At 63.6% G+C, this 26083-nt stretch carries 27 protein-coding genes; 14 read left to right on the top strand and 13 right to left on the bottom strand.

The window, feature by feature from the left end:
* Positions 1 to 40: 40 nt before the first annotated feature.
* The 9 genes from CDV46_RS06400 to CDV46_RS06440 all read right to left on the bottom strand — a co-directional run bounded on the left by CDV46_RS06400 (position 41) and on the right by CDV46_RS06440 (position 7387).
* Complete coding sequence (locus CDV46_RS06400) at positions 41 to 1960, bottom strand: GGDEF domain-containing protein (RefSeq protein WP_087687364.1); 1920 nt, start codon at positions 1958 to 1960, stop codon at positions 41 to 43.
* A gap of 404 nt (positions 1961 to 2364) precedes the next feature.
* On the bottom strand, positions 2365 to 3177 hold the full coding sequence (locus CDV46_RS06405; protein WP_087722106.1) for a MetQ/NlpA family ABC transporter substrate-binding protein: 813 nt from the start codon (positions 3175 to 3177) through the stop codon (positions 2365 to 2367).
* Between the two features lie 65 nt (positions 3178 to 3242).
* The gene (locus CDV46_RS06410; RefSeq protein WP_058375579.1) at positions 3243 to 3896 is read right to left on the bottom strand and encodes a methionine ABC transporter permease; all 654 of its coding nucleotides are present in this window, start codon (positions 3894 to 3896) and stop codon (positions 3243 to 3245) included.
* Positions 3886 to 4920 (bottom strand): methionine ABC transporter ATP-binding protein, encoded by a 1035-nt coding sequence (locus tag CDV46_RS06415; protein ID WP_087687362.1) that lies wholly within the window; start codon positions 4918 to 4920, stop codon positions 3886 to 3888. The genes CDV46_RS06410 and CDV46_RS06415 overlap by 11 nt, the downstream gene beginning before the upstream one ends.
* Positions 4921 to 5086: 166 nt before the next feature.
* On the bottom strand, positions 5087 to 5509 hold the full coding sequence (locus tag CDV46_RS06420; protein ID WP_087687361.1) for a response regulator: 423 nt from the start codon (positions 5507 to 5509) through the stop codon (positions 5087 to 5089).
* A 12-nt stretch (positions 5510 to 5521) separates the two neighbouring features.
* Positions 5522 to 6163 (bottom strand): response regulator, encoded by a 642-nt coding sequence (locus tag CDV46_RS06425; RefSeq protein WP_058375582.1) that lies wholly within the window; start codon positions 6161 to 6163, stop codon positions 5522 to 5524.
* A gap of 63 nt (positions 6164 to 6226) precedes the next feature.
* A complete protein-coding gene (locus CDV46_RS06430; RefSeq protein WP_087687360.1) occupies positions 6227 to 6838 on the bottom strand; it encodes a ferritin-like domain-containing protein in 612 nt (203 codons plus the stop codon).
* A gap of 107 nt (positions 6839 to 6945) precedes the next feature.
* Entirely contained in the window at positions 6946 to 7107 is a 162-nt protein-coding gene (locus CDV46_RS06435; RefSeq protein WP_039374862.1) for a DUF1328 domain-containing protein, read from the bottom strand.
* Positions 7108 to 7210: 103 nt separating this feature from the next.
* The gene (locus CDV46_RS06440; RefSeq protein WP_064674981.1) at positions 7211 to 7387 is read right to left on the bottom strand and encodes a DUF1328 family protein; all 177 of its coding nucleotides are present in this window, start codon (positions 7385 to 7387) and stop codon (positions 7211 to 7213) included.
* A gap of 309 nt (positions 7388 to 7696) precedes the next feature.
* Here CDV46_RS06440 and CDV46_RS06445 point away from each other — a divergent pair, with 309 nt between their 5' ends.
* The 5 genes from CDV46_RS06445 (at position 7697) to CDV46_RS06465 (ending at position 11417) form a co-directional block, all read left to right on the top strand.
* Positions 7697 to 9220: a sensor histidine kinase gene (locus tag CDV46_RS06445; protein WP_176399026.1), complete on the top strand. Its 1524-nt coding sequence runs from the start codon at positions 7697 to 7699 to the stop codon at positions 9218 to 9220.
* Positions 9221 to 9405: 185 nt separating this feature from the next.
* The gene (locus CDV46_RS06450) at positions 9406 to 9612 is read left to right on the top strand and encodes a CsbD family protein (RefSeq protein ID WP_058375584.1); all 207 of its coding nucleotides are present in this window, start codon (positions 9406 to 9408) and stop codon (positions 9610 to 9612) included.
* Positions 9613 to 9760: 148 nt separating this feature from the next.
* Positions 9761 to 9898: an entericidin A/B family lipoprotein gene (locus tag CDV46_RS06455; RefSeq protein WP_084656361.1), complete on the top strand. Its 138-nt coding sequence runs from the start codon at positions 9761 to 9763 to the stop codon at positions 9896 to 9898.
* Positions 9899 to 9965: 67 nt separating this feature from the next.
* Positions 9966 to 10547 (top strand): hypothetical protein, encoded by a 582-nt coding sequence (locus tag CDV46_RS06460; RefSeq protein ID WP_254915948.1) that lies wholly within the window; start codon positions 9966 to 9968, stop codon positions 10545 to 10547.
* A gap of 555 nt (positions 10548 to 11102) precedes the next feature.
* A complete protein-coding gene (locus CDV46_RS06465; protein ID WP_058375586.1) occupies positions 11103 to 11417 on the top strand; it encodes a hypothetical protein in 315 nt (104 codons plus the stop codon).
* Positions 11418 to 11559: 142 nt separating this feature from the next.
* Here the strand turns inward: CDV46_RS06465 and CDV46_RS06470 are convergent, their stop codons facing one another.
* Together CDV46_RS06470 and CDV46_RS06475 are read right to left on the bottom strand one after the other, a co-directional pair.
* Positions 11560 to 12972 (bottom strand): methyl-accepting chemotaxis protein, encoded by a 1413-nt coding sequence (locus tag CDV46_RS06470; protein ID WP_087722108.1) that lies wholly within the window; start codon positions 12970 to 12972, stop codon positions 11560 to 11562.
* Between the two features lie 252 nt (positions 12973 to 13224).
* Positions 13225 to 14145 (bottom strand): LysR substrate-binding domain-containing protein, encoded by a 921-nt coding sequence (locus tag CDV46_RS06475; protein WP_254915949.1) that lies wholly within the window; start codon positions 14143 to 14145, stop codon positions 13225 to 13227.
* Between the two features lie 118 nt (positions 14146 to 14263).
* Here CDV46_RS06475 and CDV46_RS06480 point away from each other — a divergent pair, with 118 nt between their 5' ends.
* The 3 genes from CDV46_RS06480 to CDV46_RS06490 all read left to right on the top strand — a co-directional run bounded on the left by CDV46_RS06480 (position 14264) and on the right by CDV46_RS06490 (position 17048).
* Complete coding sequence (locus CDV46_RS06480; RefSeq protein WP_087687357.1) at positions 14264 to 15034, top strand: sulfite exporter TauE/SafE family protein; 771 nt, start codon at positions 14264 to 14266, stop codon at positions 15032 to 15034.
* A gap of 100 nt (positions 15035 to 15134) precedes the next feature.
* Entirely contained in the window at positions 15135 to 16067 is a 933-nt protein-coding gene (locus CDV46_RS06485) for a carbohydrate kinase family protein (protein WP_087722109.1), read from the top strand.
* 72 nt (positions 16068 to 16139) lie between these two features.
* Positions 16140 to 17048: a LysR family transcriptional regulator gene (locus tag CDV46_RS06490; protein WP_087722110.1), complete on the top strand. Its 909-nt coding sequence runs from the start codon at positions 16140 to 16142 to the stop codon at positions 17046 to 17048.
* Between the two features lie 87 nt (positions 17049 to 17135).
* On the opposite strand, the gene CDV46_RS06495 is transcribed toward CDV46_RS06490, so the two are convergent.
* Together CDV46_RS06495 and CDV46_RS06500 are read right to left on the bottom strand one after the other, a co-directional pair.
* The gene (locus CDV46_RS06495) at positions 17136 to 18242 is read right to left on the bottom strand and encodes an SDR family oxidoreductase (RefSeq protein WP_058375591.1); all 1107 of its coding nucleotides are present in this window, start codon (positions 18240 to 18242) and stop codon (positions 17136 to 17138) included.
* Positions 18243 to 18301: 59 nt separating this feature from the next.
* Complete coding sequence (locus CDV46_RS06500) at positions 18302 to 19180, bottom strand: MipA/OmpV family protein (protein ID WP_087722111.1); 879 nt, start codon at positions 19178 to 19180, stop codon at positions 18302 to 18304.
* A gap of 265 nt (positions 19181 to 19445) precedes the next feature.
* Between CDV46_RS06500 and CDV46_RS06505 the strand changes: the two genes are divergently transcribed.
* The 6 genes from CDV46_RS06505 to CDV46_RS06530 all read left to right on the top strand — a co-directional run bounded on the left by CDV46_RS06505 (position 19446) and on the right by CDV46_RS06530 (position 26071).
* A complete protein-coding gene (locus tag CDV46_RS06505) occupies positions 19446 to 20150 on the top strand; it encodes a response regulator transcription factor (protein ID WP_058375593.1) in 705 nt (234 codons plus the stop codon).
* 3 nt (positions 20151 to 20153) lie between these two features.
* Positions 20154 to 21455 carry an ATP-binding protein gene (locus CDV46_RS06510; RefSeq protein ID WP_087722112.1) on the top strand — a complete coding sequence of 434 codons (1302 nt, stop codon included), beginning with the start codon at positions 20154 to 20156 and terminating at the stop codon, positions 21453 to 21455.
* 108 nt (positions 21456 to 21563) lie between these two features.
* Entirely contained in the window at positions 21564 to 22700 is a 1137-nt protein-coding gene (locus CDV46_RS06515; RefSeq protein WP_087722113.1) for a porin, read from the top strand.
* Positions 22700 to 23428 carry an ABC transporter ATP-binding protein gene (locus tag CDV46_RS06520; protein ID WP_249277432.1) on the top strand — a complete coding sequence of 243 codons (729 nt, stop codon included), beginning with the start codon at positions 22700 to 22702 and terminating at the stop codon, positions 23426 to 23428. The genes CDV46_RS06515 and CDV46_RS06520 overlap by 1 nt, the downstream gene beginning before the upstream one ends.
* A 39-nt stretch (positions 23429 to 23467) precedes the next feature.
* On the top strand, positions 23468 to 24406 hold the full coding sequence (locus CDV46_RS06525; protein ID WP_237171978.1) for an ABC transporter substrate-binding protein: 939 nt from the start codon (positions 23468 to 23470) through the stop codon (positions 24404 to 24406).
* Positions 24407 to 24412: 6 nt separating this feature from the next.
* The gene (locus CDV46_RS06530) at positions 24413 to 26071 is read left to right on the top strand and encodes an ABC transporter permease (protein WP_087722114.1); all 1659 of its coding nucleotides are present in this window, start codon (positions 24413 to 24415) and stop codon (positions 26069 to 26071) included.
* Positions 26072 to 26083: the final 12 nt, after the last annotated feature.

The following is a 26083-nucleotide window of genomic DNA, read 5'->3' on the forward strand; positions in this document are numbered from 1 at the left end:
CACCGGCGGGCTTTTTTTCGTCTTGCGATCGCGTCCGATCTCACCGATGCGCGCGACGCCGCTCGATAAACAGGCTGTTGCCGAGCGCGCGCTTGGCCATTTTCTTCGCATCGGCCGCGGCGGCCGAGACTTCCACGTGCGACGGAAAACTCTCCGGCGTGACCGCCACCACACCGATCGACAGACTCGTGATCGGGTGAAAGATCACCATGCCGCGCCGGTCTTCCGCCTCGAAGCCCCCCGCTGCGATCTGATCGGGATGGAAGTATTCCGTCACCGCCTCGCCAAACCGCGTGAGGGCTTCGCGGCAACGCGCTTCCCAGTCGGGGCTGCGGAACAGGATCAGAAAATCGTCGCCGCCGATGTGTCCGAGAAAATCGCGTTCGGGGTTACGCACCGCCATCAGCACACGCGCCACCAGTTGAATCAGATCGTCGCCGCGCCGGTAACCGAACACGTCGTTGAACGGCTTGAAGTTATCCAGATCGACATAGCAGGCGTGAAACGACTGACGCTCGCCGATCATGCGATCCATATAGTCGTCGATCGGCACATTGCCCGGCAGCAGCGTCAGCGGATTCGCGTAACGCGCCGCATCGAGCTGCATGTCGGTGATATGCCGCATGAGCGCGTGCCCCTGCGCGACGCCGAAATAACGCCCCTGATCGGTCACGATGAACCCGGCCGTAATTTGGCGGCTGGCACCCTCGGCGATCATGCGGCTCAGGTCTTCCACCCGCGCGGCTTTGTCGAACGTCAGCGGGCGCGGTTCCATTACCGCCGAACACGGCTTGCGCCCATACAGTTCGCGCGTGAAAGGCCGCGCAAAACGGCCGATCAACGAGGCGCGTCCGATCAGGCCCACCGCGCGATCGCGCTCCACCACGGGCAGCACTTCCAGCGCCGGATCGCTCTCGAAACGCGCCACTACGTCTTCGCTGCGCGTGTCTGGCGACACGGGGGCAACGTACGACGCAATGCGCTCCAGCGTCACGTTGCCCGCACCGAGCTGACTCGGTTGCTGATGCACATACGCGCGCCGCTCGTTCACGACTTCCTGCACACTCGTCGTAATCGCCCGTTGCGGTTGCGCTTCCGGGCGTGCGATGAAATAGCCTTGGCCGAGAAAAATACCGAGATCGCGCACCACCTGAAGCTCTTCGGCGTGTTCGATCCCTTCTGCAATGACGCGCGTGCCGCTCGTCTCGGCGATCTGGCGCATGGAGCGCACGAACTGAAGCTTGACCGTGTCGCTGTCGATGCCGTCGACGAAATGCCGGTCGATCTTGACGTAATCGGGGCGCAATTCCGACCACAGCCGCAAGCTCGCGTAGCCCTCACCCATGTCGTCCAGCGCCACTTCGAAGCCGAGCGCCCGATACGCCGTGAGCGACGCCCGCGTGCTCGCGATATCGAGCGTCGGCGCATGTTCGGTGAGTTCGAGCACCACGCGCTCGGGCGGCAGACGGAACGATTGCAGCATGGCAAACGTTTCATCCAACCCGAGCGACTCAGTCACACCACCGCCCGGCTGAGCCCGCGTCACCGGCCCGATGTTCAGAAACAGCCGTTCGGGCAGATCCTGATCGACGAACCCGCGCAGCACCGTGCGGCGGCACGCCAGTTCCAGCGGGCCACTCAACCCGTGGCGACGGGCGGCAGCAAACAGCGCCAATGGCGAATGAATTGCCGTACCGGCCGGGCCGCGCACTAACCCTTCGTAACCGGCAATGCCGGACGTGCGAAAGTCAATAATCGGCTGGAACACGCAGGTGAGGCCGATGCCCTCGCACAACTGCGCGAGCAACACGCTCTCGTCGGGTTCGTCGAATTGGGAGAGGGAAGCGAGGGCCGCAGCGGAAGCCGATGCGGCAGAGGCCGTGGGAGGTGCTTCGTGCGATGCCGCAGGGGCGCCGAAGCGCTCCGACGGACGAATCGCTACAGGCGGGGGACGGTTCAACTGGTACTCCGTAAGTCGGTGCGGTGCGCGCCCGTCATGCCAACAGCATTGCGTCGTGCGGGCATGCCGCCTCGTGCGCGCGTGCGCCCCGAGGGCGAGATGGTGCGCCATGCAGCGCCCTCGCCCGGTCCCCGTGCTTCGCTTGCGGTAGCTGCTCTCAGGCCCATGTCCGCGTCTTGTGACGGTGCCCGCGGGCACCCTCTTTTACTTGCCGCACAGGCTATCGCCGTTATTTGACAAAACCATGACAGTGTCAGAATTGCCACACACGCGAGCTTGGTATTTCGGCTGTCAGACGAGCGCTCGACTTTTCGTCCGGACGAAAAAAAACGGCAGCGCCGTGAAGCGCTGCCGTTCCGGGAGATCGCATTAGCGTCTGCCGACTGTCTGCCGACTTGCCAAACTTACCAGGCCGTCACCACCGAGCCGCCAAACTTCTGCTCGATGAACGCCTTCACTTCCGGCGAGTGGTACGACTTGATCAACTGGGCCACCCACGGCTTGTCCTTGTCGGCCGCGCGCACGACGAGCACGTTGGCGTACGGGCCATTGGCATCTTCGATGGCGATGGCATCACGCTTCGGGTTCAGACCGGCTTCCATAGCGAAGTTGGTGTTGATGACCGCCACGTCCACGTCGTCGAGCGAGCGCGGCAGTTGGGCGGCATCCAGTTCCACGAACTTCAGCTTCTTCGGATTCTCGATCACGTCGATCGGCGTCGCCTTCAGGCCGGCGTCGGGGCGCAGCTTGATCAGGCCGTTCTTTTGCAGCAGCAACAACGCGCGGCCACCGTTGGTCGGATCGTTCGGCAGCGACACCTTGGCGCCGGCCTTCAGGTCGGCCAGCGACTTGATCTTCTTCGAGTACACGCCCATCGGGAAGATCACGGTCTTGGCAATCGACACGAGCTTGTAGCCACGGTCCTTCACCTGCGCGTCGAGGTACGGCTGGTGCTGGTAGCTGTTCACGTCGAGATCGCCCGACGACAGCGCGGCATTCGGCTGCACGTAGTCGCTGAATTCGATGACCTTGAGATTCAGGCCGTTCTTGGCGGCGACCTTCTTCACTTCATCGAAAATCTGCGCGTGCGGGCCACCCGTCACACCGACCTTCAGGTTGACGGCATCGGCAGCAGCGGCCGGTGCGGCGAGTTGCGTGGCGAACACCGTGGCGGCACCCACACCGGCCAGCAGTTTGAAAATCGTACGACGTTGCATGAGAAAAACCCCCGCGTGTAAGTGCCGGCTCGCCGGCGACGATGTTATTCCGAAAACAGAATGAATTACTTGTGGCTCAGGCGGCGCACCAGCCAGTCGCCGAACGTCTGCACCAGTTGCACGAAGACGATCAGGATCAGCACCACCGTGATCATCACTTCGGGCAGGAATCGTTGATAACCGTAACGAATCCCCAGATCACCCAGGCCGCCGCCACCGATGGCACCGGCCATGGCCGAGTAGCCGACCAGGCTCACGAACGTGATGGTCAGGCCGGCGACGATGCCGGGCAGCGCCTCGGGCAGCAGTACCTTCATGACGATCTGACCCGTGGTCGCGCCCATCGATTGGGCGGCTTCGATCAAACCACGGTCGACTTCACGCAGGGCCGTCTCGACCAGACGCGCGACAAACGGCGCAGCGGCGATGGTCAGCGGCACCACGGCGGCCATCGTACCGATCGACGAACCGACGATCAGGCGCGTGAACGGGATGACGGCGACCAGCAAGATGATGAACGGCGTGGAACGCACGGCGTTGACGAGAATGCCGACGATGCGATTGGTCGGCAGGTTCTGCAACACGCCATTGCGATCGGTCAGATACAGCAGCACGCCTAGCGGCACGCCGACCACTGCACCAATCAGGCCGGAGATCCCGACCATGATGATCGTCTCCCAGAACGACGAGACGAACAGATCAAACATTTCACTCCACATGGCTCATCTCCTCGACAACGACGCCTTGACTGGCGAGGAACGCCATGGCTTCGGCCACACGGGCCGGGGTACCGCCGGCCATCACGGCGAGCGATCCGAAAGCCTGCCCCTGGATCTCGTCGATCTGGCCATGCAGGATATTGAAATCGAGTTCGTAGCGTCGAATCGCTTCCGAGAGCAGCGGCTGATCCACCCCGGCACCCGAGAAAGCCAGCCGGTACAGGTGATCGTGCCCGTTGCCGATGCGCGAAGCGATACGCTCGCGCACGCCTGCCGGCAGCTCTTGGGCGATCACGTCGCCGATCATGGCGCGCGTGACTTCGTGACGCGGACGCAGGAACACGTCGATCACGCGGCCCTGTTCCACCACGCGGCCGGCGTCGAGCACGGCCACGCGATCGCACACCTGCTTGATCACTTCCATCTGATGGGTGATCAGCACGATGGTCAGACCGAGTTCACGGTTGATGCGCTTGAGCAAATCGAGAATCGAGCGCGTGGTCTCCGGGTCGAGCGCCGACGTGGCTTCATCCGAGAGCAACACCTGCGGTTCGCTGGCGAGCGCCCGGGCAATGCCCACGCGCTGCTTCTGACCGCCGGAAATCTGCGCCGGGTAACGATCCTTCTGCGCCGTCAGGCCCACGAGTTCGAGCAGCGGCAGCACCTTCGCGCGAATTTCATCCGCCGACAGGCCGGCCAGCTCCAGCGGCAGCGCGACGTTGTCGTACACCGTGCGCGAGCTGAGCAGGTTGAAATGCTGGAAGATCATGCCGATACGGCGGCGCGCTTTGCGCAATTCGTCCGACGAGAGGGCGGTGAGATCCTGCCCGTCCACGCGAACGCTGCCGTCGCTCGGACGGTTGAGCAGGTTGATCACACGCACGAGCGTGCTCTTGCCGGCGCCGCTTCGGCCGATGATGCCGAAAACTTCGCCGCGCTCGATCGACAGGCTGATATTGGAGAGCGCGTCGATCGGCCCCTTGGGCCCAGCGAAGCGCTGGGTAATGTTCTGGAGTTCGATCATGCAAAAAAATAGCAGCTCACTGCCGAAACTACCCGCAGTGCGCCGCCGTTGACCCGGTATTTAGCGCAAAGGCGATATTTTAGCCCATGCACCTAAATAGTTGAAAATAATAAAATTCGATCCCTTTATATGGGAATTCAACGGTAGTCCGGGAAAGGTCCGCCGCTCAGGCCTGCCGGCCGGTGGCGAAATCGTCGAGAACCTCGATCACGCGGTCGAATTCGAGCGATTTGTCGAAAAAATACTGCACGCCAAGCTGCTGGCAACGCTTGCGATACGTCGCCAGCGCGTAATTCGTGAGCACAATGGCCATCAGGTGAGGCAACAGGCCGGCGTCGTGCAGGTAGGACAGTACGTCCATGCCTGAGCCGCGCCGCAGTTGGATATCGACGATCACCGCGTCGTACGAATCCTCCTTAAGCGTGCGAACCGCGTCGTCGGCGGTTTCCGCAACCCCTGCCACCTCAAGCATCCCGGTCGAACCGAGTGCTTCTGACAGGCTCTCGCGAATGACCGCCGAGTCCTCGATCAACAGCACCTTAAGGGGAGAGCGGGACCCCGTCAGCGTTGTCGCTTTCCCGGTTGACATAACTGCCTCTCATCAACTGATCAGACCGTTCTTGAGCGCGTAGAGCGTCAGATCGGCATTGGTTTTCAAATGCATCTTTTCGAGCACGCGCGCGCGATACGTGCTCACGGTCTTCACTGACAAATGCAGTTCCTCCGCGATCTCGGTGGGCGTACGGCCCTGCGCGAGCTTGCAGAACACCTGAAACTCGCGCTCGGAGAGCTGCTCATGCATCGGCTCGTCGATCGGTTGATCGAGCTTCTGCGCGAGCAAATCGGCGGTGATCTCGCTGACATAGCGGTGGCCGCGCGCCACCGTGCGAATCGCCCGGATGATCTCTTCGGGCGCCGCATCCTTCATCAGATAGCCGTTGGCACCGGCGCGCAGCAGATTCACTGCGTACTGCGCTTCCGGATACGTCGACAGGAACAGCACCCCCTGCTGCGGACGCAACTGCTTGATCACACGCAAGGTGTCGATGCCGTTCTTGTCAGGCATGGCGATATCCAACAGCACGACATCGAACGCCGTATCGCGCACGGCACGAATCACTTCGTCGCCGCTCGCAGCCTCGCCCAACACTTCCATGTCCGACTCGTCCGCGATGAACTGCTTGAAGCCGGTGCGAACGATGGCGTGATCGTCGGCAATCAGGATTTTTATTGTCAGTGACATCTAAGCTCCAGAGACTGTCCCCATCGGTCCGGTCGCTACCCTTCGGCGCGTTGGCCATGACCTTCACTCCCGGTCGAGCAGGTCGCGCATATCGTCGGCGTGCTCTTCCTCGACAGCCAGAATTTCCTCGAGCATACGCCGCGTCGTGGTATCCCGGTCGCCCAAATAATGAATCATCTCGCGGTAACTCTCAATCGCGATGCGTTCCGCGACGAGATTTTCGCGAATCATTTCGCGCAGGTTCTTCCCGGCGACATATTCGGCATGGCTGCGCGCCGACAGGCTGTCCGGCGCGAAATCGGGCTCGCCGCCCAACTGCACGATACGCGTCGCAATGCGGTCCGCGTGGTCTTGTTCCTGAGCGGCGTGCTCGGCAAATTCGGCGGCAACCGGCTCGGCATGGATGCCGGTGGCCATGAAATGGTGGCGCTTGTAGCGCAGCACGCACACCAGTTCGGTGGCGAGCGCGTCATTGAGCATATGCACGACAGCATCGCGATCGGCGCGATAGTCTTCCGTCACCGCACCATCGTCCAGATGCTCGCGGGCACGCTCACGCAGGGCACGGACATCGATTTCGAAGTCCTCGCCGGCGTGAGCGCTATGACCGTTGCCCTTGATGGCGGGCTTGCCTTGCGTCTTGGCGTGTTGCTTGGCGTGCTTGGCGGTATGCATGAGCGAATTCTCCTGCGAGTGTTTTGTGGGGAAGGGGCGTTCAGGCCCGGGAGCCGGTCGTCAAATCACTATCGGACGATCGATCTCCCGGCACCGGCCGCACCCGGCTATCGTCGGACCACGCCGAACAGCAGCGTGACCAAAAAGATCACGAGGAAGATGAAGAACAGAATCTTGGCGATTTCGGCGGCGCCGGCGGCAATGCCGGTGAAGCCGAACACTGCGGCGATCAGCGCGATCACGAAAAACACGACGGCGTAGTGAAGCATCGCTAGCTCCTTGCAAAAATGACGGCCCAGACCAGCATTGACAGCGTTGGCAGCTTATTCGGGCCGCCTGGGCCCCCTCGACGGGTGGCCCGGGCGGCACCGGCTAGTCGACGATCTTCTTGGCGACGGTCAGACCGAGCAGCAGGAAGATCACGAACAACACCAGGAACAGCACGAAGAGGATCTTGGCGACCCCAGCCGCACCGGCGGCGATCCCTGTAAAGCCCAGCAGGCCCGCCACGATCGAGATCAGTGCGAACAACAAAGCCCACTTCAACATAGCGTTCTCCTTGTTTTACCCTTCACTTCCCTGAGGCTTGCGTGTGCTCCGCGGCGCTTGGCGTGCCCATGTATCCCGTCTTTCGGGTGGCGCACATGGCATGCAAAACGTTCGGCGCTGAATGTATGGTAGAAAAACAGCGCCGCCGAGAATGCCCGGGTGGCGCTGGTTTTTACGTAGGAATTGGCTGACATTTCGCGCTATCGGTTGATTTTCGACTTATGATCGAAGCGCCCCCTACCCTCCCTTGGCCCTTCAATGCCCCGTTTGTTCACGTCCTGGTTGCGTCGCCGAAGCTGGATCATTGCCATGATCGCCGCGATCGTGATCACGGTCGGGAGCCTGATCGGGCTGGAGTCGGCGCACCGGCGGCTGGCCTCGACTTACGAGGCCGCGCTGCAAGCGATGACCGCCGCCAACGAGCTCAACGAGATCATGGCGCGCACCTCCACGGTGGTATCGAGCCAGCGCGGTTATCTGCTCACGAACAACCCGATCTATCTCGACCCGTACCTCTCGGCCGTACGCCGCATTCGCGATCTGGCCGCGCTCGTCATCCAGCATTACGAAGATGTGCACGACGCGCAGGCGGCGCGCGAATTCGCCGACGTGATGACGCTGTTCTCGCAGCGCATTACCGCGATGGAAACCGCTCGCGCTGCCGTCAGGCAGGGCGAAATGAATCTCGAAGAAGCGCTCGCCCCGAACAATCTCGGCATCGGCACGATGGAACCCGTGCAGAACGCCATCACCGATCTGTACAACCGTGAACTCGCGCGCGCGCGCACCGCGCAGGACGACGGCCGCTTCGATCAGGCCATCTCCGCCATCAGCGCTGGCGCACTCTCGGTGCTGACGATTCTGTTGTTCATCCTGCTGTTCCGCACGCTTGGCCGGCAGATGCGTCAGGAGCAACTCGCGCGCGATCAATTGCATGAACAACAGGCGCACCTCGACCGCCTCGTGCGCGAGCGCACCGAACAGCTCGACGAACTGGCCACACACTTGCAGAACGTGAGCGAAGACGAGAAGACGCGGCTCTCGCGCGAGTTGCACGACGAGCTGGGCGCGATCCTCACCGCATGCAAGATGGACGTCACGTGGGCGCACCACAAACTGCGCAACACCGACACCGTCATCGCCGAAAAACTCGCGCGTGCGCAGCGCAATCTCGACTCCGGCATCCAGATCAAGCGCCGCATCATCGAGAATCTGCGCCCCACGGTACTGATCAATTTCGGTCTCGTGACCGCCCTGCGCTCGCTCGCGGAAGAAGCCGCCGACCAACAGCACTGGCAGCTCGATCTCGATCTGCCGGAAGAAGATTTCGCCCTGCCGGAAGCCACGGCCATTGCGCTGTTCCGCGTGGCGCAGGAAGCGCTGACGAATGCGGGCAAATATGCCCGCGCGACGACGATTCGGGTCGCGCTCGCCTGCGACGATCAGCGCGTGCGCCTCGAAGTCATCGACAACGGTATCGGCCTCACGCCTGACCAGTTCAACAAGCCGAAGACGCATGGTCTGTTCGGCATGCGTCAACGCGTCTCGGCGCGCGGCGGGCGCATCGATATCCACTCGCTGCCGGAGCGAATCGGCACCGAGATTCAGGTGGTGATGCCGCTGTGCAACCCGGCCGATGCGCTCGACATGACCGACCCGGGCAATGTGATTTATGGCGCGGATAGCGCCAATCGCACTGACGCCCCCAATTCCCCCAGTTCCACCGATTCCACCACCCCGGCATCCCCTGCCGTCCCCTCCGATCACACCGCGCAGGCCGATCAAGCCGACCGGCCCGACGGCACGCCGCCCTCCCCCGTGGGAATGCGCTGACAGCGCTACCCGACTCCGCCTACAGCGCGACGCTGGTCTCACTGACAGCGCGAACGATTGGCACTCCCTACCATGGAATCAACCGCCGCCACACCGGGCGGCAACTGCGGCGACGGCGCAACGGCGCCATCGCATGAAGCAGTCAGTACCTCGGAGTACCCAATCCCAACCGGAAAGGAGTTGTTATGAACTCGGATCAGATCAAGGGCAAGTGGAATCAACTGAAGGGCGAAGCCAAGAAGCAGTGGGGCAAGGTGACCGATGACGATCTGCTCAAGATCGAAGGCAACCGCGACAAGTTCGTGGGCGTGATCCAGGAACGCTACGGCAAGGAAAAGGCCGAGGCGGAACGTGAAGTCGACACCTGGAACAAGGACCACAAGCTCTGGTAAGCACCACGGTCGCGTCCGTAGGGAGGCGGACGCACCGGCAGCAGGTGCCGAACGGCATCGAAGCGCCATGGAGCGCTTCCCCGGCACCGTTGTTAGCACCCTTGGCCACTATCGCCGCCGCTATCGCTATCTCTCAAGGAGAACTCAAATGAAACGACTGATCGCCATCGCTCTGCTCTCCGGCTTCGCGCTGGGTCTTGCTGGCTGCAACACCGTCCACGGTGCGGGTACGGACATCGAAAAGGGTGGTGAAGCCATCCAGGGTGCCGCCGACCGCAACAAGTAACGGCTAGCGAAGACAACGAAGCCCACGAAGACATCAACTATCTGCTCGTTCACTGGAGGACTTTGACATGCAACACCGACTCGCTCTGAACTGGCTGACCTGTGCCGTGCTGGCCGCAAGCGCCTTTGGCGCTGCCTCGGCCAGCGCCGCCGACGCCGCCACCAAAGACCGCTACGACGCCGCGCAGAAATCTGCCGAGGCCGACTACAAGGCATCGGTCGCGCGTTGCGAAGACCTGAAGGACAACGCCAAGAAGGTCTGTGTCGAGAACGCCAAGGGCAACGAGAAGGTTGCCAAGGCCAATGCGGAAGCCGACTACAAGAACACGCCGAAGGCGCGTTATGACGCGGCAGTCGCGAAGGCCGATGCCGACTACAGCGTCGCCAAGCTGCGCTGCGACGACAAGAAGGGCAACGAAAAGGATGTCTGCGCGAAGGATGCCGACGCCGCCAAGACCAAGGCTTATGGCGACGCCAAAGTGATGCGCACGAGCCGCGAGTCGTCCAAGGACACCGCGACTGCGCGTCAGGATGCCAACGCCGATGCGAACAAGGCCCAGTACAAGGCTGCCGTGGAGCGTTGCGACAGCATGACGGGCAACAGCAAGGATGCCTGCATGGCCGACGCCAAGGTGCGCTTCAATCAATAAACAAGACGTAGCAAAGACGTTGACGACAGCAGTACCCGAACCCGCGGCGGTGCCGCGCCCGGTTTAGCAGGGGAGGAGAGGTGTCTCGGCAGGCGCGCGGTCCGACCGTTGTCCACGGGGACAGCACGCCCGGCAGGAAGAGGCACCGACGGCAGGCGGATGTCGCGCAAGCGGCATCCGCCGCTGTTTTTGCACCACAGCGCGCAGGCGGCCATGTAAATGAATGTAACAAGTGCCGCGCCGCTGTCACCCGTTTCGCGCATCCACGACCACCGCTGTCGTCAACCGAAACGAGCGCAAACCGTTGATTCTGAATAGAATGGGTGCGCGATTCACACGTTTGGCGGCCGCTTTTCCACGCCCGAACGTTCCCCACCCCGTGCGAATGCGCATACTTTGCAACAATTGCGCAGCACCCGCGTTTCGGAACTTCAGTAAAGTTAAGCCAAGGAATCTGACAAACCCAAGGTGCCGGCGGGCACCCGGCGAGTCGGCCGGCATGGTGCCGTCCGGGCGCTGTTATCAGTACGCTGCCAAGTCCGCAGGAGAAATATCATGAAAGCCAAGTTTGCCGCCCTTGCCATCGCCGGAGTCGCGCTCGCCGCGGGTGCGATCGGAACTGCGCAGGCACACGTCTCGGTGGGCATCGGCATCGGTGTGCCGCTCGTCGTCCCGGGCCCGGTCTACGCACCGCCGCCCGTCTACGTGGCACCGCCCCCGCCCGTCTATGTTGCCCCAGCGCCCGCCTACTATGGCCCGCCGCCGGTTTATGTCGCCCCGGCGCCGGTGTACTACGGCCGCCCCTACTACGGGCGCCCCTACGGCTACGGCCGCGGCTACTGGCGTCATGGCCAATGGTACGGCTATTGATATCGGCCAGAATCGATCGACGAATGAGGACGACAGACGCATGACCTGATGCCCTCATTCAAAAAAAAACGCGCCACCGATGCTTTCGTCGGTGGCGCGTTTTTTCATGGGCACGCGGCGGCAAGCCCCTGCATCTGCTTGACTACGCCATCACGCGATACGCGATCCGGAAGCCGCCCCAGTGACGCCCGTTCACATAGATGGGCGCAGACGCATCCTTCATCACCACGAACTCGCCCCCGCCCATATCGCGCCGATACGTCTGCAACAGCAGCGGTTTCGTGTTGCTCCCGGCGGCCGCGCCCGTGCGGTCGTTGAACAATCGCCGGTTGCGGCAATGTGCCGCATTCCATACCGGATCGTTGGTGGGCGATTGCGAGAACTTGCGGTTATGCGTCGGCAGATAGCCGTTCTCGTCGACGGCGGCGCAAAAGGCGATGCGCTCGCTCAGTGAGAGCAACGGCTCTTGAATCGTCGGCAGCGTTTCGTCGGTAAAGCGCGTGAAGCGCGCCATCAGTTGCTGCGGGTTCGACCCCGGAATTGGTTCGTAGCGACGATCGAACAACTCCTGTTCGCTGATCTTGCCCTTGGCGAGCGCCGCCTCGAAGGTCTCGCCCACCTGCTTCGCGGCGCGCCGTACTGCGCGAATGAACGGTGTGTCTTCCGTTTCCACATCCGCCTCGGCAATCAGGCCGATCAGGTGCTCCGATACCGAGAGCAACCCGTTGATCCGTTCGCGTGCGTTCTCAACATGCTCGGCGGAGTGTGCGACCCCATCGGCCATTTCATCGACGTGCGCGACGAGCGTGCTGCATTCGTTCTCGATGGCTTCGCTCGCCTGCACGATCTGCCCGGCCTGACGGTCGAACGTGTCGAGCGCGGTGCCCGCCGTCTCGATCACACTCGCAATGGCTCGCGTGCCTTCGCGCGCTTCATTTGCGCGGGCCACGTTGGTGTTGCTCTCGCGCATCAGCCGCTGGGTGCGCTCCGCCAGTGCGGCGAGCGTTTGTTCGATTTGCTGAGTGGCTTCCGAGGTCTTGCTTGCCAACTGTTTGACTTCAGTGGCCACGACCGCAAAGCTGCGACCCGCGACACCGGCGCGGGCGGCTTCGATCGCAGCATTGAGGGCGAGAAGATTGGTCTGGCGCGCAATGACCGAAATGCCTTCGGCCACCTTGCCCACGTGTTCGAGTGCATCGCGCAGACCGGCAATTTCACCGGCCATGCCCGACACCCCTTCGACCAGCCCGTGAATGGACGCGAGCGAAGCGTCGGCAGTACCGCGCGACGCGGCAATCTCGGCGCTCGCCCGATCGGCGACGTCGCGGGCTTCGCGCGCGGCGGCGGCAATCTGCTGATTCCCTTCGCTGGTGTCGGCGGCGGCGCGCTGAAGCTCCTGAAACACTTCGGCCTGCCGTTTGATGCGCACGGCGATTTCGTCGACATTACCGGCGATATCGCACAGCTCGATGCCAAGGGTGCCGGCACTGTCGGCCACCTCGCTCATGATTGTGACGGTCTGCGCGGCTGCCCCGCGGCGCGTGAATAGCCCCATCGTCGTCTCCTCGCATCTCTGATCTGATTTTTATGGCGAAGGTGCGCGCCTGCCGGTCCGGCGTGCGCGCCCTGCGCTGATGTGTCGAAAAGTATAACGGGAGAAAAAACGGCCGACTTGAGGGTTTCCTCGCTTCGCACAAGCCCGTCCGCGACGCTGTCGCAGCCGGCTTGCGGGCCTGCCCCGCGTGTTTTCCGCACCTTATGGGGGCACCCTCTCATGCACGCCTTACGCGGGACTTACTGCGGGGGTTCAAAGTCCGTCAGGGATTGCGATAGCGCATAGTGCAAGCTTCAGCGCGTCCCCCAACGCCACGGCAAGCGCCCCGGCATCGCGGCGGCGCAGCAACGCGACTTCGCACACGGCATGCGGGTCGTCGAGCGTCACCCGGCAGACCCCGGGCCCTGCCATCGCGGCCAGACTTTCCGGCACGATGGCCACGCCGAAGCCCGCCTCGACCAGATTCATTTGGGCGATTTTGCGCGAGGTCGCCGCCGCCGCGCGGGGAAAGAACCCATGCTGCTGGCACAACTGCGCTACCCGGTAGCTCAGGCCGCCGCGCTCGCGATGAGGAATTGAGACAAAGGGCTCGTCGGCGAGCGCCGCCACACGGATGGACGTCTCACGGGCCAACGGATGCCCGCCCGGCACCAGCAACACCAGACGCTCGACGGCGATGCGCTCGCAGATCAGCGACGGCGCGGGGCGCAGCACCGGCAAACGCACGAGCCCGAGATCGATGCGGCCGGCTTCGATTTCGTCTTGCTGCTGCTCGGACGACAACGTCGATATCTCAACACTGACCCCCGCGTTGGCAGACAAATGCGCGTGCAACGCGGCAGGCAGTTCGCCCGCAAACGGCACCGAGGTGGAATGCGCGAGGCGCACCGAACCCTGCTCACCGCGCGCCACGCTGCGTGTGAGCGCCACCGACCCTTCGAGTTCGGTGAGCACACGGCGCGCTTCGTCGACGAACGTGCGTCCGGCGGGCGTCAGCGCCACGCCCTTGGAAGAGCGCTCCAGCAGTACCGCCTGCAATTCGCGTTCGAGTTCCGAGATCTGACGGCTCAGCGCCGACTGCGCGACAAACAGCCGTTCAGCGGCCGCGCTGAAGCCGCCCGCATCCACCACTTCGAGGAAATACCGCAACTGCCGCAGCGACACCATGGTCATGCCGTTTCGAGATCGAATATCGCCACATTCTATATTGGCGCGGTGCAGCACCCCGGCCCTATGCTGACGGAAAGCGCAGGCCTTCGCGGCCCCTCCCCGATTACCCGCCCCCACCCTTATGCCGTTCCCTCAGTTCGACACCTTCATCGCGGCACTCCCCTCGCTTCACGCCTGGCTGTTGATGAGCGCGGCGCTTGTCGTCGCCTACCTCATCTTCGGCATTGCAGGCTTCGGCACTGCGCTGGTCGCGAGCCCGGTGCTCGCTTACACCTTGCCCGTGGCGCAGATCGTGCCGATGCTCGCCCTGCTCGACTTCAGCGCCGCCTCGGGCAACGTGGTGCGCAATGCCCGCGCGGCCGACACGAGCGAATTGCGCCGTTTGCTACCCGCGATGCTTGCCGGCAGCCTCGCGGGTGCGGCGTTGCTGCTGCACCTTCGCCCTGAAACACTGCTGCGCGCGCTCGCGTGGTTCGTGTGCGGCTATGCCGTGTTTGCGCTGATCGGCCCGCGCGCCAAATCGCGGCTCTCGCAGAAGTGGGCGATCCCGTTCGGCACCGTGGGCGGCGTGTTCAGCGCGATGTTCGGCAGCGGCGGCTTCATTTATGCGATCTACCTGACCAGCCGTCTCGAACGCGTGGAGTCGATGCGCGTCACGCAGGCCACGCTCATCGGCTTCAGCACGCTGGTGCGTGCCGTGTTGTTTCTGCTGGCGGGCGTCTATGCCGATCTGTCGATGCTGGTGACTACCGTCACGCTGGTGCCCGCGATGATGCTTGGCATGTGGCTGGGCAAACGCGTCACGCTGCATCTGTCGCGTGCGCAGTTCGTAAAAGTCGTGAATCTCGTGGTGCTCGCCGCGGGTGTGGCGCTATTGCTGCACAGCAAATAGTCGCTGCACCGCCGAGCAGCATCTCGCGCAGACAGCGCCCGTACGGCCTCATCGAAGGTATGCTGACGGCCTCAGCCCTACTGCGTTCGATGTTGTCACCATGACCCTGCCCGCACTGCTTGTCTTCGGCGAAGCCCTCACCGACCTGATTCGCCAGCCGCAGGGCGATGGCCGCCAGTGGGTGAGCCGTGCCGGTGGCGCTTGCTGGAACGTGGCACGCGTCACCGCCGCCATGGGGGTGCCAACGGGCTACGGCGGTGCCATCAGCACCCATGCGCCGTTCGGCACCGAATTGCTTGCCCTGTCTGAAGCCGCAGGTCTCGATGCCCGATTCCTGCAAGCCGTGGACCGACCGCCGTTGCTCGCCGTCGTGCATCGACACGATCCCCCGGCCTACTTCTTCCTTGGCGAAGGGGCCGCCGATCTGGCCTTCGACCCGCAGGCGCTGCCCGAGGGTTGGCAGGCAGCAGCCCGCGTCGCGCACTTCGGCTGTATCAGTCTCGTGCGCGAGCCGCTCGCCAGCACCCTGCTCGATTTGGCCGAACAACTGCATGCGCGCGGCGTGGCCATCAGCTTCGATCCGAATCTGCGCAACCTGATGGGGCCGGACTATCTGGCGACTTTCACCCGTATGGCACGCCTTGCCACTTGGCTAAAGTTGTCCGTCGAAGATTTGCGCGCGCTGTATCCCTCACAAGCTGACGCCGCCGCATTGACTGAAGTCCGACGTATCGCGCCACGAGCCACGTTATTGCTGACCGATGGCGAACACGGCATGCGCTTGCTCACCCCTGACGGCGTTGAGCTCGCGCAACCGGCCTACCGAGTCGTAGTGGCTGACACAGTAGGCGCGGGCGACGCCACCATTGGCGGCTGGCTCGCCAGCCTTTCGCGTCTACCGGACGCGCCCCTTGCCACGCACCTGCGCCACGCGGCGGCAGCCGCCGCACTGGCCTGCACCCGCACCGGGGCGCACGCGCCGACTTGGGACGACGTTCAGGCGCTCGTCGCGGCGCAACCCGGCCTCACCTGAGACTCCCCGCGCCGATTATCGAAAAAATGGCTATGATGGCCACCAATCATCACCATTTCCGATGAATTCGATATGACGCCGGACCAATTGCTGACCTTCGCGACGGTGGCCGAACTGGGCAACATCAGCCATGCCGCCGAGGCATTGCACCTGTCGCAGCCGGCGGTCTCCGGGCAGTTGCGCTTATTGCAGGAATCGTTCGGCGAGCCGCTGTACCGCCGCGACGGACGCGGCATACGGCTGACCGCTGTAGGCGAACAAGTCGCGGCGTATGCGAACAAGCTGCGGCAGGACTATCGGCAGGCGCTGGCGTTGCGCGACAGCCTTCGCGGGCTGGAAACAGGAGCCTTGCGCATCGGCGCGAGTACCACGCCTGCCAGCTATCTGTTGCCGTACGTCATCGCGGAATTCCATCAACGCTACCCCGCCGTCGCGCTGCATATCGTCGACGGCAACACGAGCGAAATCGTCGCTCAGCTCGACAGTCTGGACGTCGCCTTTATCGAAGGCGCGGTGCCGCCCGGCCTGTCGCCGGAAATTGCCGTGCGTCCGTGGCGCGACGACGAAGTCGTGGCCATCGCACGGTCCGACCACCCACTCGCGCAGTTGCCGGGCGGCGCCTCGCTGCAAAGCATCGCGGAGTATCCGCTGATCCTGCGCGAACCGGGCTCCGGCGTACGGGCGCTGGTGGCGCGCGCCTTCTCGGTATCGGGACTGGAACCCCGTGTCGCACTGGAATTGGCCGGGGTGGAAAGTATCAAGGAAGCGGTGCGTGCCGGCATGGGGATCGGCTTCGTTTCCGCCATGTCGATGCGTCATGAAGATGGCGCGCTGACCTCCGTTCGCATCGATCCGCCGCATGGCCTCAAGCGCCTGCTCACGGCACTGGTGCCGCACGCGGACGCGCTCAGCCGTCCGACCGAGCGCTTTCTCGCGCAATGTTTTGCGGCAGACGCCGCCAGTCCGGTCGCCTCACGCTGAAAGGCGGCAGCGACCCCATCGTACGCTGCACGCCCCGCAGCCAGCCGACCGGACCGGCGCGTCGCCTGTCCCGTCCTCCAACGAGACTCACTTGAAATCCCACGCCATCTGCTCGGCCACCGACGTGGCGGCCGACGAGCGCACACAAACATCGAGGTAATCGGTGACGGGCGGCGGCGGCGAGGTGCCTTCGCCCAGCAAACGATGGTTGTCAAACACGTAATCGAGCGAGGCAAACGCGCCATAGCGACGCAACGCCTTGGCCATCAACCGGCCGTTGCCATTGCCGAGCTGGCGCGAGAGCGCCGGTGTCAGCCGCTCGATCTCCGCGTCGCCGATATGCCGGAAGCGCTCGCCCAGCGGCGCCACACCGCGCGCACGGGCAAGGGCCGCTTCAATTTCGCGAATCGTGCGCGTCGACGACTGCCCTGCCGACACGTGATACAGGTCGTGGCGCAAGCGCGGCAGAAATGCCAGATCGATCAGCGCATCGGCGCAGAAATCGACTGGCACCACGTCGAGCCGGTCATCGAGACCGCACGTGAACGCACCCAGCAACTGCACCATGCGGAACATCCAGAAGATGCTGCCCGACGGCTCGCAGCCGAGTTTGGTATGACCCACGACAATCGACGGGCGCGCAACCACCAGCGGCAGCCCGGGCCATTCGCGCCGCAACCGCGCCTCCGCTTCGGCCTTCGACGCCGTGTACGGCACCAGTTGATGATCGGCGCGCGCCAAATCGTGCGACTCCTTGACCACGCCTGACATCGCGTCGCCGCAGGCCATTGCGGTGCCCACGTACACGAAGCGCTCCAGCACCGGCGAAGCGGCCACGGCGCGCGCGAGCGCCAGCGTGCCCGCGACATTCACGGTATCGAGTTGCGGGTGTGCCGAAAACGAGGCAATAGCCCCCGCGTGGATCACGTGGGTCACGCGGCGCATGCGATGGTCGTCGTCGAACGAGATCGGTTGCGCGAGATCGCCGCACACAATGTTCGCTTCGGTGAGCGAGAGCCGGTGCACCGGGGCGACGCGAAACCGGTCCATCGCGGCGCGCACACGCGCAAGGCCGTCGGAGCTGGTGCGCGCACGCACCAGCAGCAACAACGACGGACCGAAGCCGTCTTTGAGAAGTTGAGCGACGACGGCGCCGCCCACAAAACCGGTACTGCCGGTGACGAGAATTCGCATGGCTATTGCCTCGCAAGGCTAGAAAACAGGACCGCCGCACATCACACGAGTACAGACGCTCAGAACGTGTAATCGAGCGTGGTGGCGACCTGATAGTTGGTCTTGTTGAACACGATGGGACTCTTCGATGCGTTACCGGTGTAGCGAATCAGGCCGCCGGCAACCGTAGTGCTCCAGTGCTTGTTGAATTTGTGCGTCCAGTTCGCCGTCAGGCTCACGCCGTACAGGCCACCGCCGACGGCATACTGCCGATAGCCGGAATTCAGGCTCTGATTGGCCGTCACACCGAAATACGTCTGCGCATACTTGCCGCTGGCAAAGTGCGCCGTTGCGCTCACGCCGACCGAATCTTCGGCCGTCTTGAACAGCACGCTGTCCACCGCAAAGCGATAGACATTGCCGCGATCGCGGTTGGAGAGCGGAATATCGGTCGCGACGCTCACAACGGCCAGATCGCCGATGGCGTAGCCGGCTTGCAACGTGGTGAACACCGAGCCCTTGATGTCGCCCATGCCGCGCAATTTGTCCGAGCCGGAATCGAGCCCCTTCTTCTGGTCCTTTCGACCGCCGTCGTACGACAGCGCAGCCGACACGAAGAAGCCGGCCGGCAGCGACAGCCGGTAGCCGATGCCGCTCAGCCCGACGAACACGCCATACGGGGTTTGCAGCGCCAGATTCAGCGCGGGCGTCACGCGGTACTCATTACTGCCCATGTAGCGCGGCGAATAACCGACACCGCCACCCACCGTGAACTCGTAACCGCTTTCCGGCGCCTGCGTGGGCAGGCTCGCGTCGGGCTGGATGCCGCTGTAGCGGCCCGGGTCGACGGCGAACGCCTGCGGGGCGACACCAGCAAACACGACACCAGCGGCGCTCAGTGCAGCAACGCGGGGAAACAAGCGGAGATAGCGCGGATAGCGAAGGGGGCGGTTTTTCATTGGATTCCTACAAATTATTGGAAGATTGCAGCCGGTGAACGTAATGACGCGAGAGGAATCAAGACGAACGAACTGCAAGGTGAACGCATGGTAGGCGCGAACCGGCGGCGTGACTGTTATTCGATTTAGGAGAGTTGTGAACAAATGTTTTCAATTGTTCGCAGGTTTGAAACGCCCGCCGGGCGGGGCTCCCGGGCAGTAGAATGCGCTTCACGGGAGTGCCGCCCAACACTGCGGCACAGCACAACAGGAAAGGAATACGGCCATGTACCGTGTCTTGCTCGTCGAGGACGATGCGCGGCTTGCCGCACTCGTCACCGAATATCTGCACGCTTATCGATTTGAAGTGACGGTGGTGGCCAACGGCGCACGGGCGCTGGAGCGCTTTCGCGCCTTCTCGCCCGACGTCGTCATCCTTGACCTGATGTTGCCCGGCATGGACGGCATGGAGGTCTGCCGGCAGCTTCGCGCCGTCAGCGCCACGCCCATCCTCATCCTGACGGCACGCGAAGACACCTACGATCAGGTCGCCGGGCTCGAAGTCGGGGCCGACGATTACGTCGTCAAGCCGGTTGAACCACGGCTGCTGCTGGCACGCCTGCGGGCGCTGTTGCGCCGCGCCACCCCACTCGCCGAGATCGAAGAGCCCACCGAAGACGGTCTCGCGTTCGGCCAGTTGCGCATCGTGCCGCGCGACCGCATGGTGTTCTGGCGCGGCCTGCCGGTCGAATTGAAGTCGAACGAATTCAGCCTGCTGCTGATTCTGGCGAAGGGTGCCGGGCGCGTGGTGACCCGCGACGAGATCCTGCAACAGCTGCGCGGCATCGAATTCGACGGCATCGACCGCACGGTGGACGTGGGCATTTACCGGCTGCGCAAACGCTTCGAAGATACCGATGGCGAGCCGCAGCGCATCAAGACCGTCTGGGGCCGGGGCTACCTTTTCAGCCCGTCGGCCTGGGAGAGTTGATTCATGTTTCGCATTCTTTTGAAGCTGTACGGGTTGGTCGCGCTCGCCGTGGTCGTGGCGATCTTGCTGATTAACAACACGTTCGGCTTTTTCTTCTACGACATCCTGAACCGTTCGGCGCAGAAGCAACTGGGCGCCTATGTCTGGCTCATCAACCAGTCGCTCGAGAAACTGCCGGAATCCGAGTGGCCGGCGTTTATTGCGAAGTTTGAATCCCACGGCAACGACAAGATCGAGATCAAGCCGCTCAAAGGCCTGCCGCTGCCGTTCGAATATGCCCGCAAGGATCTCGAAGCCGGGCTCGTCGTCGCCAACGGCATCGACGGCGATCATTACGCGGTACGTCTGCGCAACTCCGACTGGGTGCTCACCTCGGCGACCGGCACCGACCTGAATCTGCGCCAGATCAACTACCTCGCATACACCGTAGTGGCATTGCTGATCCTGCTCGCCGTCCTCACATGGTCGCGCTGGTACTGGACCGACGTGCAGTCGCTCAACCGTGCAGCTTTGCGTTTCGGCGAAGGCGATTTCAGTTCACGCGCACGCGTCTCGCGCTTCTCGAATCTGGCCGCCCTCGTGCGCGTGTTCAACACGATGGCCGATCGCATCGAGCGCTCGATCACCACGCAGAAAGACATGATCAATGCTGTGTCGCATGAACTGCGCACGCCGATCGCGCGGCTCGACTTCGGGCTGGAAATTCTGCAACAGCGCCGTCACGACGCCGATGCCGACGATCGTATCGTCGCGCTCAAGGGCGACATTCGCGAGCTTGACGAGTTGGTGACCGAGTTGCTCTCGCTGGCCCGCCTCGATCAGATCACCGCGCCACCCACGCGTCATAGCGTGTCGTTGCGGCTGATGTTCGACAGCCTCGCCGCCAATTGCACCGAAGTGCTCGCGTCGCGCTCGATTGCGCTCGATATCGCAGCGGAACCCGGTGCCGACTGCGTCGAAGTCGAACCCAAGCTGCTTGCCCGCGCCGTGCAGAACCTGCTCAACAACGCCATGCGCCATACCTCGCGGCGTATCGTGTGCGGTGCGAAAACCTGCGACGACGGCGGTGTGATGATCTACGTCGACGACGACGGCGAAGGCGTGCCCGCCGAAGACCGCGCGCGCATTTTCGAGCCGTTCCACCGTCTCGACAGCAGCCGCAACCGCGCCACTGGCGGCTTCGGGCTGGGGCTGGCCATCGTGCGGCGTATCGCACTGCTGCACGGCGGCAAGGTCGGCGTGGAGACTTCGCCACTCGGTGGCGCCCGCTTCACCATCACCCTGCCCGGCCCGAACACGATCTGAGCGGCAAGCATTGCAGGACCTCTTTCGGATGACGATCGATTGTCATGTTGGCGACATGTTGGCCGCTTAACCTGACGGCTCAATTGAATCCCAAAGAGGACTCCTGTAATGAAACCCAACTTCCGCATTGCGGCGGCGGGGTGCTGCCTGGCTTTCGCCAGCAGCCTGCCCATGCCCGCCTTGGCCCAGTCAAACGTTCAGCTCTACGGGCTGATCGACTCGGGTGTCGAATTCCTTACCAACGCCGACAAGAACAGCGCCGGCAACACCGTCAGCCTCTCCCGTGTCACCTCGGGCAACCTCGCCGGTTCGCGCTGGGGCCTCAAGGGCTCTGAAGACCTCGGTGGCGGCAACAAGGCATTTTTCCTGCTCGAAAACGGCTTCAACCTCGGTAACGGCACGTCCCTTCAGGGCGGTCGCGAGTTTGGCCGGCTGGCTTATGTCGGTTTGTCGAACAACGCCTTCGGCGCGGTCTCGATCGGCCGTCAGGGCGGCGTGTTCCTTGACTGGGTGAGCAAGTTCAACCCGCTCAACAACGCCGTGTACGCCATCAAGATGCAGGACACCGCGTTCTCCGATCGTCTGGACAACAGCCTGCGCTACACGGGCAAGTTCGGCGCCTTCGAAGCGATGGTGCAGTACTCCAAGGGCTATGACGACGTGAGCTTCGGCGCGTCCAGCACCACGCCGGGCGACAACCGCCGTGCGCAAGTGGTCGACGCCGGTCTGCGTTACGCCAACGGCCCGCTGTCGTTCGTGATCGCCTACGACCAGAAGAACGGCGGCTCGGTGCTCCCGAACGCTGCGCTGACCTCGAAGGTCGGCGGTTACGAAGGCAACGTCGATCGCCGCATCGCCGCCGCCGTGCAGTACTCGCTGCAAAGCGTCGACCTGTATGTGGGCTACCGCTACCTGAACGCCAAGGCGATCCACCTCTCGGCCCTGAACAAGAGCCCGGTGGAAGCATCGAGCTACTACTGGCTGGGCACCACGTGGCACGCCACGCCGGCGCTCGACCTGTCGGCCACGGCCATGTACCAGAACTTCTACGGCACGAATCGTGACCCGTTGTCGTTCCAGGTCAGCGCCGACTACAGCTTCTCGAAGCGTACCGACGTCTACGTCAACATGGGCTACGTCGTGAACCGTAACGGCTCCGACCTCGGTCTGAACGGTTTCGGCACCAACGTGGTGGCCGGCAAGAACCAGTTCGGTACGATGGCCGGCGTCAAGCACGTGTTCTGATGAAGCGCGACACACGCCTGTCGCACGGCGAGGTGTCGCCGGCAAGCATGGCAAGCAGCGGGGTTCATCTCTCGCTGCGCGCGCTGCACCAGACGTTTGGTGCAGCGCGCGTGCTTGACGGCATCGATCTCGATGTTCCGGCCGGCACCACGACCGCCTTGCTCGGCCCGTCCGGCTGCGGCAAGAGCACGCTGCTCAAACTGCTCGCGGGACTGCTCGCGCCTACCGGCGGCGAAATCCGCTTTGACGACACTGTTGTCGCCAGCGACACCGTTTGCCATTCGCCCGAATTGCGCTCGCTCGGCATGGTCTTTCAGGACTATGCACTGTGGCCGCACATGACCGTGGCGGCCAACGTGGCGTTCCCGCTCGAAATGCGCGGTGTGAAACGCGCCGAGCGCGCGCAGCGCGTGGAAGAAGCGCTGACGCTGGTCGGCCTCGGCGGCTACGGCACACGCCGGCCGCAAGCGCTTTCCGGCGGCCAGCAACAGCGTGTCGCACTGGCGCGCGCCATCGTCTCGGCCCCTCGCCTGCTGCTCTTCGACGAACCGCTATCCAACCTCGATCGCGATCTCCGCACGCGCCTGTGCACCGACATCGGTGCCCTGCTCTCGCGTCTGGGCACCACGGCTGTGTACGTGACCCACGACCGCGAAGAAGCCGAAGCGCTGGCCGATCAGATTGTGATCCTCGCCCACGGGCGCGTTGACAAACGTATTACGAGGTAGCCCATAATGCTCCACCGCAAAATTATCGCGACACTCACCATGGCCTTTGCTGCAAGTGTCGGCGCACAACACGCCCATGCGCTGACCGTCTACACCGCCGGCCCCGGCAACCTGAGCAAGAAGCTTGCGACGGGTTTCGAGAAGAAGACCGGCATCAAAGTCGATGTATTTCAGGCCACCACCGGCAAGGTGATGGCACGTATCGAAGCCGAACAGGCCAACCCGCGTGCCGACGTCCTCATCTCCGCCTCGTGGGACACCGCACAAGATCTCGAAAAGCGCGGCTGGCTCGCCCCGTTCCAGAGCGCCAACGCCGCCCGCGTGCCGGCCCCGTTCAAGACGACGCATTACGTCGCACAGGGCCTCTCGGCGCTCGGTATCGTGTGGAATGCAAAGTCGGGCACGCCCGAGCCGCACGACTGGCGCGATCTGACCAAGCCCGCGTATCGCAATCTCGTGACCATGCCTGACCCGGCCCTCTCGGGCGCCTCGGCCGACTTGTTGCTGGGTCTGCAAGCACGTCTGGGCGGCGAAGCGTGGAAGCTCTTCGACGATCTGAAGCAAAACGGCATGGTGGTGTCGGGCCCGAACGCGCAGGCGTTGAACCCGGTGCTGCAAGGCGCGAAGGCGGCCGTGTTCGGTGCGGTCGATTACGTGGCTTACGCAGCAGCCGCAGGTGGCGAAGCCGTGAAGGTGATCTTCCCGACGAGCGGCACGGTGATCGCCCCGCGTCCGATGATGATTCTGAACACGTCGAAGCTGCAAAGCGAAGCGCGTCAGTTCATCGACTACGTGCTCTCCGACGAGGGTCAGCAACTGGTGGCTGAAGCGTGGCTGATTCCGGCACGTGAAGACATTGCCATCAAGCGCGCCTCGTTCAAGGATCTGCGTTTGCTGCCGCAAGGCGACGCACAGTCGTCGAGCGCTTCGCGCGCGGAAGTGCTGGCCCGTTTCGCAAAACTCAACGGCCAACACTGACCCCACGTGAAATCGTTCCGACTTCTCCCGACAGCGACGGTCGCAGCCCTCGCCGTCGTGGTGGCATTACCGGTCGCGTTCGTGCTGTTGCAGGCCATCTTCCCGCATCTCGCACAGGGCTCGTTCGACGCGCCCTTCTCCGCCGTCTGGCCGACCCTCGCGCATGACAGCACGTTGCCGCTCATCGGCAACACGTTGCAGCTCGGGGTGTCGGTGGCGCTGGGCACAGCCCTTGTGGGCGGCGCGCTCGGCGCGGTGCGCGGCTTGTTCCATGTGCCGTATGCGCGGGTGTGGGATCTGTGTTTCCTGCTGCCGTTTCTGGTGCCGCCGTATCTCGCAGCGCTGGGCTGGATGCTGTTGCTGCAAACCGGCGGTTACGCGCAGCAGCTCACCGGGCTCGATGCCGGACGCTTCCTCTTCTCGCTGCCGGGCCTCGTCTTCGTGATGACGCTCAACATCTTCCCGGTCGTGTACTTCGCCGTGTCACGCTCGCTGGCCACCACGGGCTCGCGGCTGGCCGACGTGGCACGCGTGCATGGCGCGTCGGCATGGCGGGCGTTTGCGCGTGTGACGCTGCCGCTGGCACTGCCGGCGTTTGCCGCCAGTCTGTTGCTCGCGTTCACGATGGCCATCGAAGAGTTCGGTGCCCCTGCCGCTTTGGGGGCACGCGCCGGGTTTTCGGTGCTGGTCACGTCCATCGAAGGCCGCTTTGCCGACTGGCCCATCGACCTGCCGGGCGCATCGATCCTGTCGGTCGTGCTGGCGACGCTGGCCTTGCTGGCGTTCGTGTTCCAGCACCGGTTGTCGGCAGGCAAGGACTTCGAGACGCAAACCGGCAAGCCGATCGCTTCACCGCCGCGTGCGTTGGGTCGCTGGCAACTGCCGGTCATCGTGGGGTTCGGCTTTGTGGCGCTGCTGGCCACCGTCGCGCCGTTGTTCTCGATTCTCGCGACGGCCTTCTCGGGCACGCTCTCGGGCGGCCTGTCGATGGCGAACCTGACGACGGCACACTTCGCCGCACTGCTGGGTCAAGGGGCAGAAGGGGTCGAAGCGTTGCTGACCAGCTTGTCGCTGGCGCTGGGCACATCGCTCGTCACCGGCGTGCTGGGCTTCCTGTGTGCGTGGTGTGTGGTGAAGTCGACCATGCGCGGCCGCGTGCTGATCGATGGCTTGTCGCTGTTGCCGCACGCGCTGCCGGGCATCGTCGTGGGCGTGGGCCTGATCCTCGCGTGGAACCTGCCGTTCTGGCCGGTCACGCCGTACAACACGTGGGGAATTCTGCTGCTCTCGTACAGCTGCCTGTTGCTGCCGTATCCGGTGCGTTACACGAGCGCCGCGTTGCGTCAGACGGCGGCCTCGCTGGAAGCGGCTGCCCGCGTGCACGGGGCACCTGCCGGTGTGGCCCTGCGCCGCATCACGCTGCCGTTGGTGATGCCCGCGCTCGCGGCGTCGCTGATGATCGTGTTTGCGATTGCGTCGCGCGAGCTGGTCACGTCGTTGCTGCTTGCGCCGAGCGGCGTGCAGACAGTGTCGATCTTTGTGTGGCGACAGTTCGAGCAGGGCTCGATCGGTCAGGGTATGGCGATGGGTGTGGTGTCGATGGCGGTGAGCGGCACGCTACTCATGCTGGCGTCGCGCCTGACCGGCAAACCGGCCAACGCCTGACGTTTATCACCT

It is taken from the genome of Pandoraea sp. PE-S2T-3 (genome assembly GCF_002179965.1).
Lineage (GTDB): Bacteria > Pseudomonadota > Gammaproteobacteria > Burkholderiales > Burkholderiaceae > Pandoraea.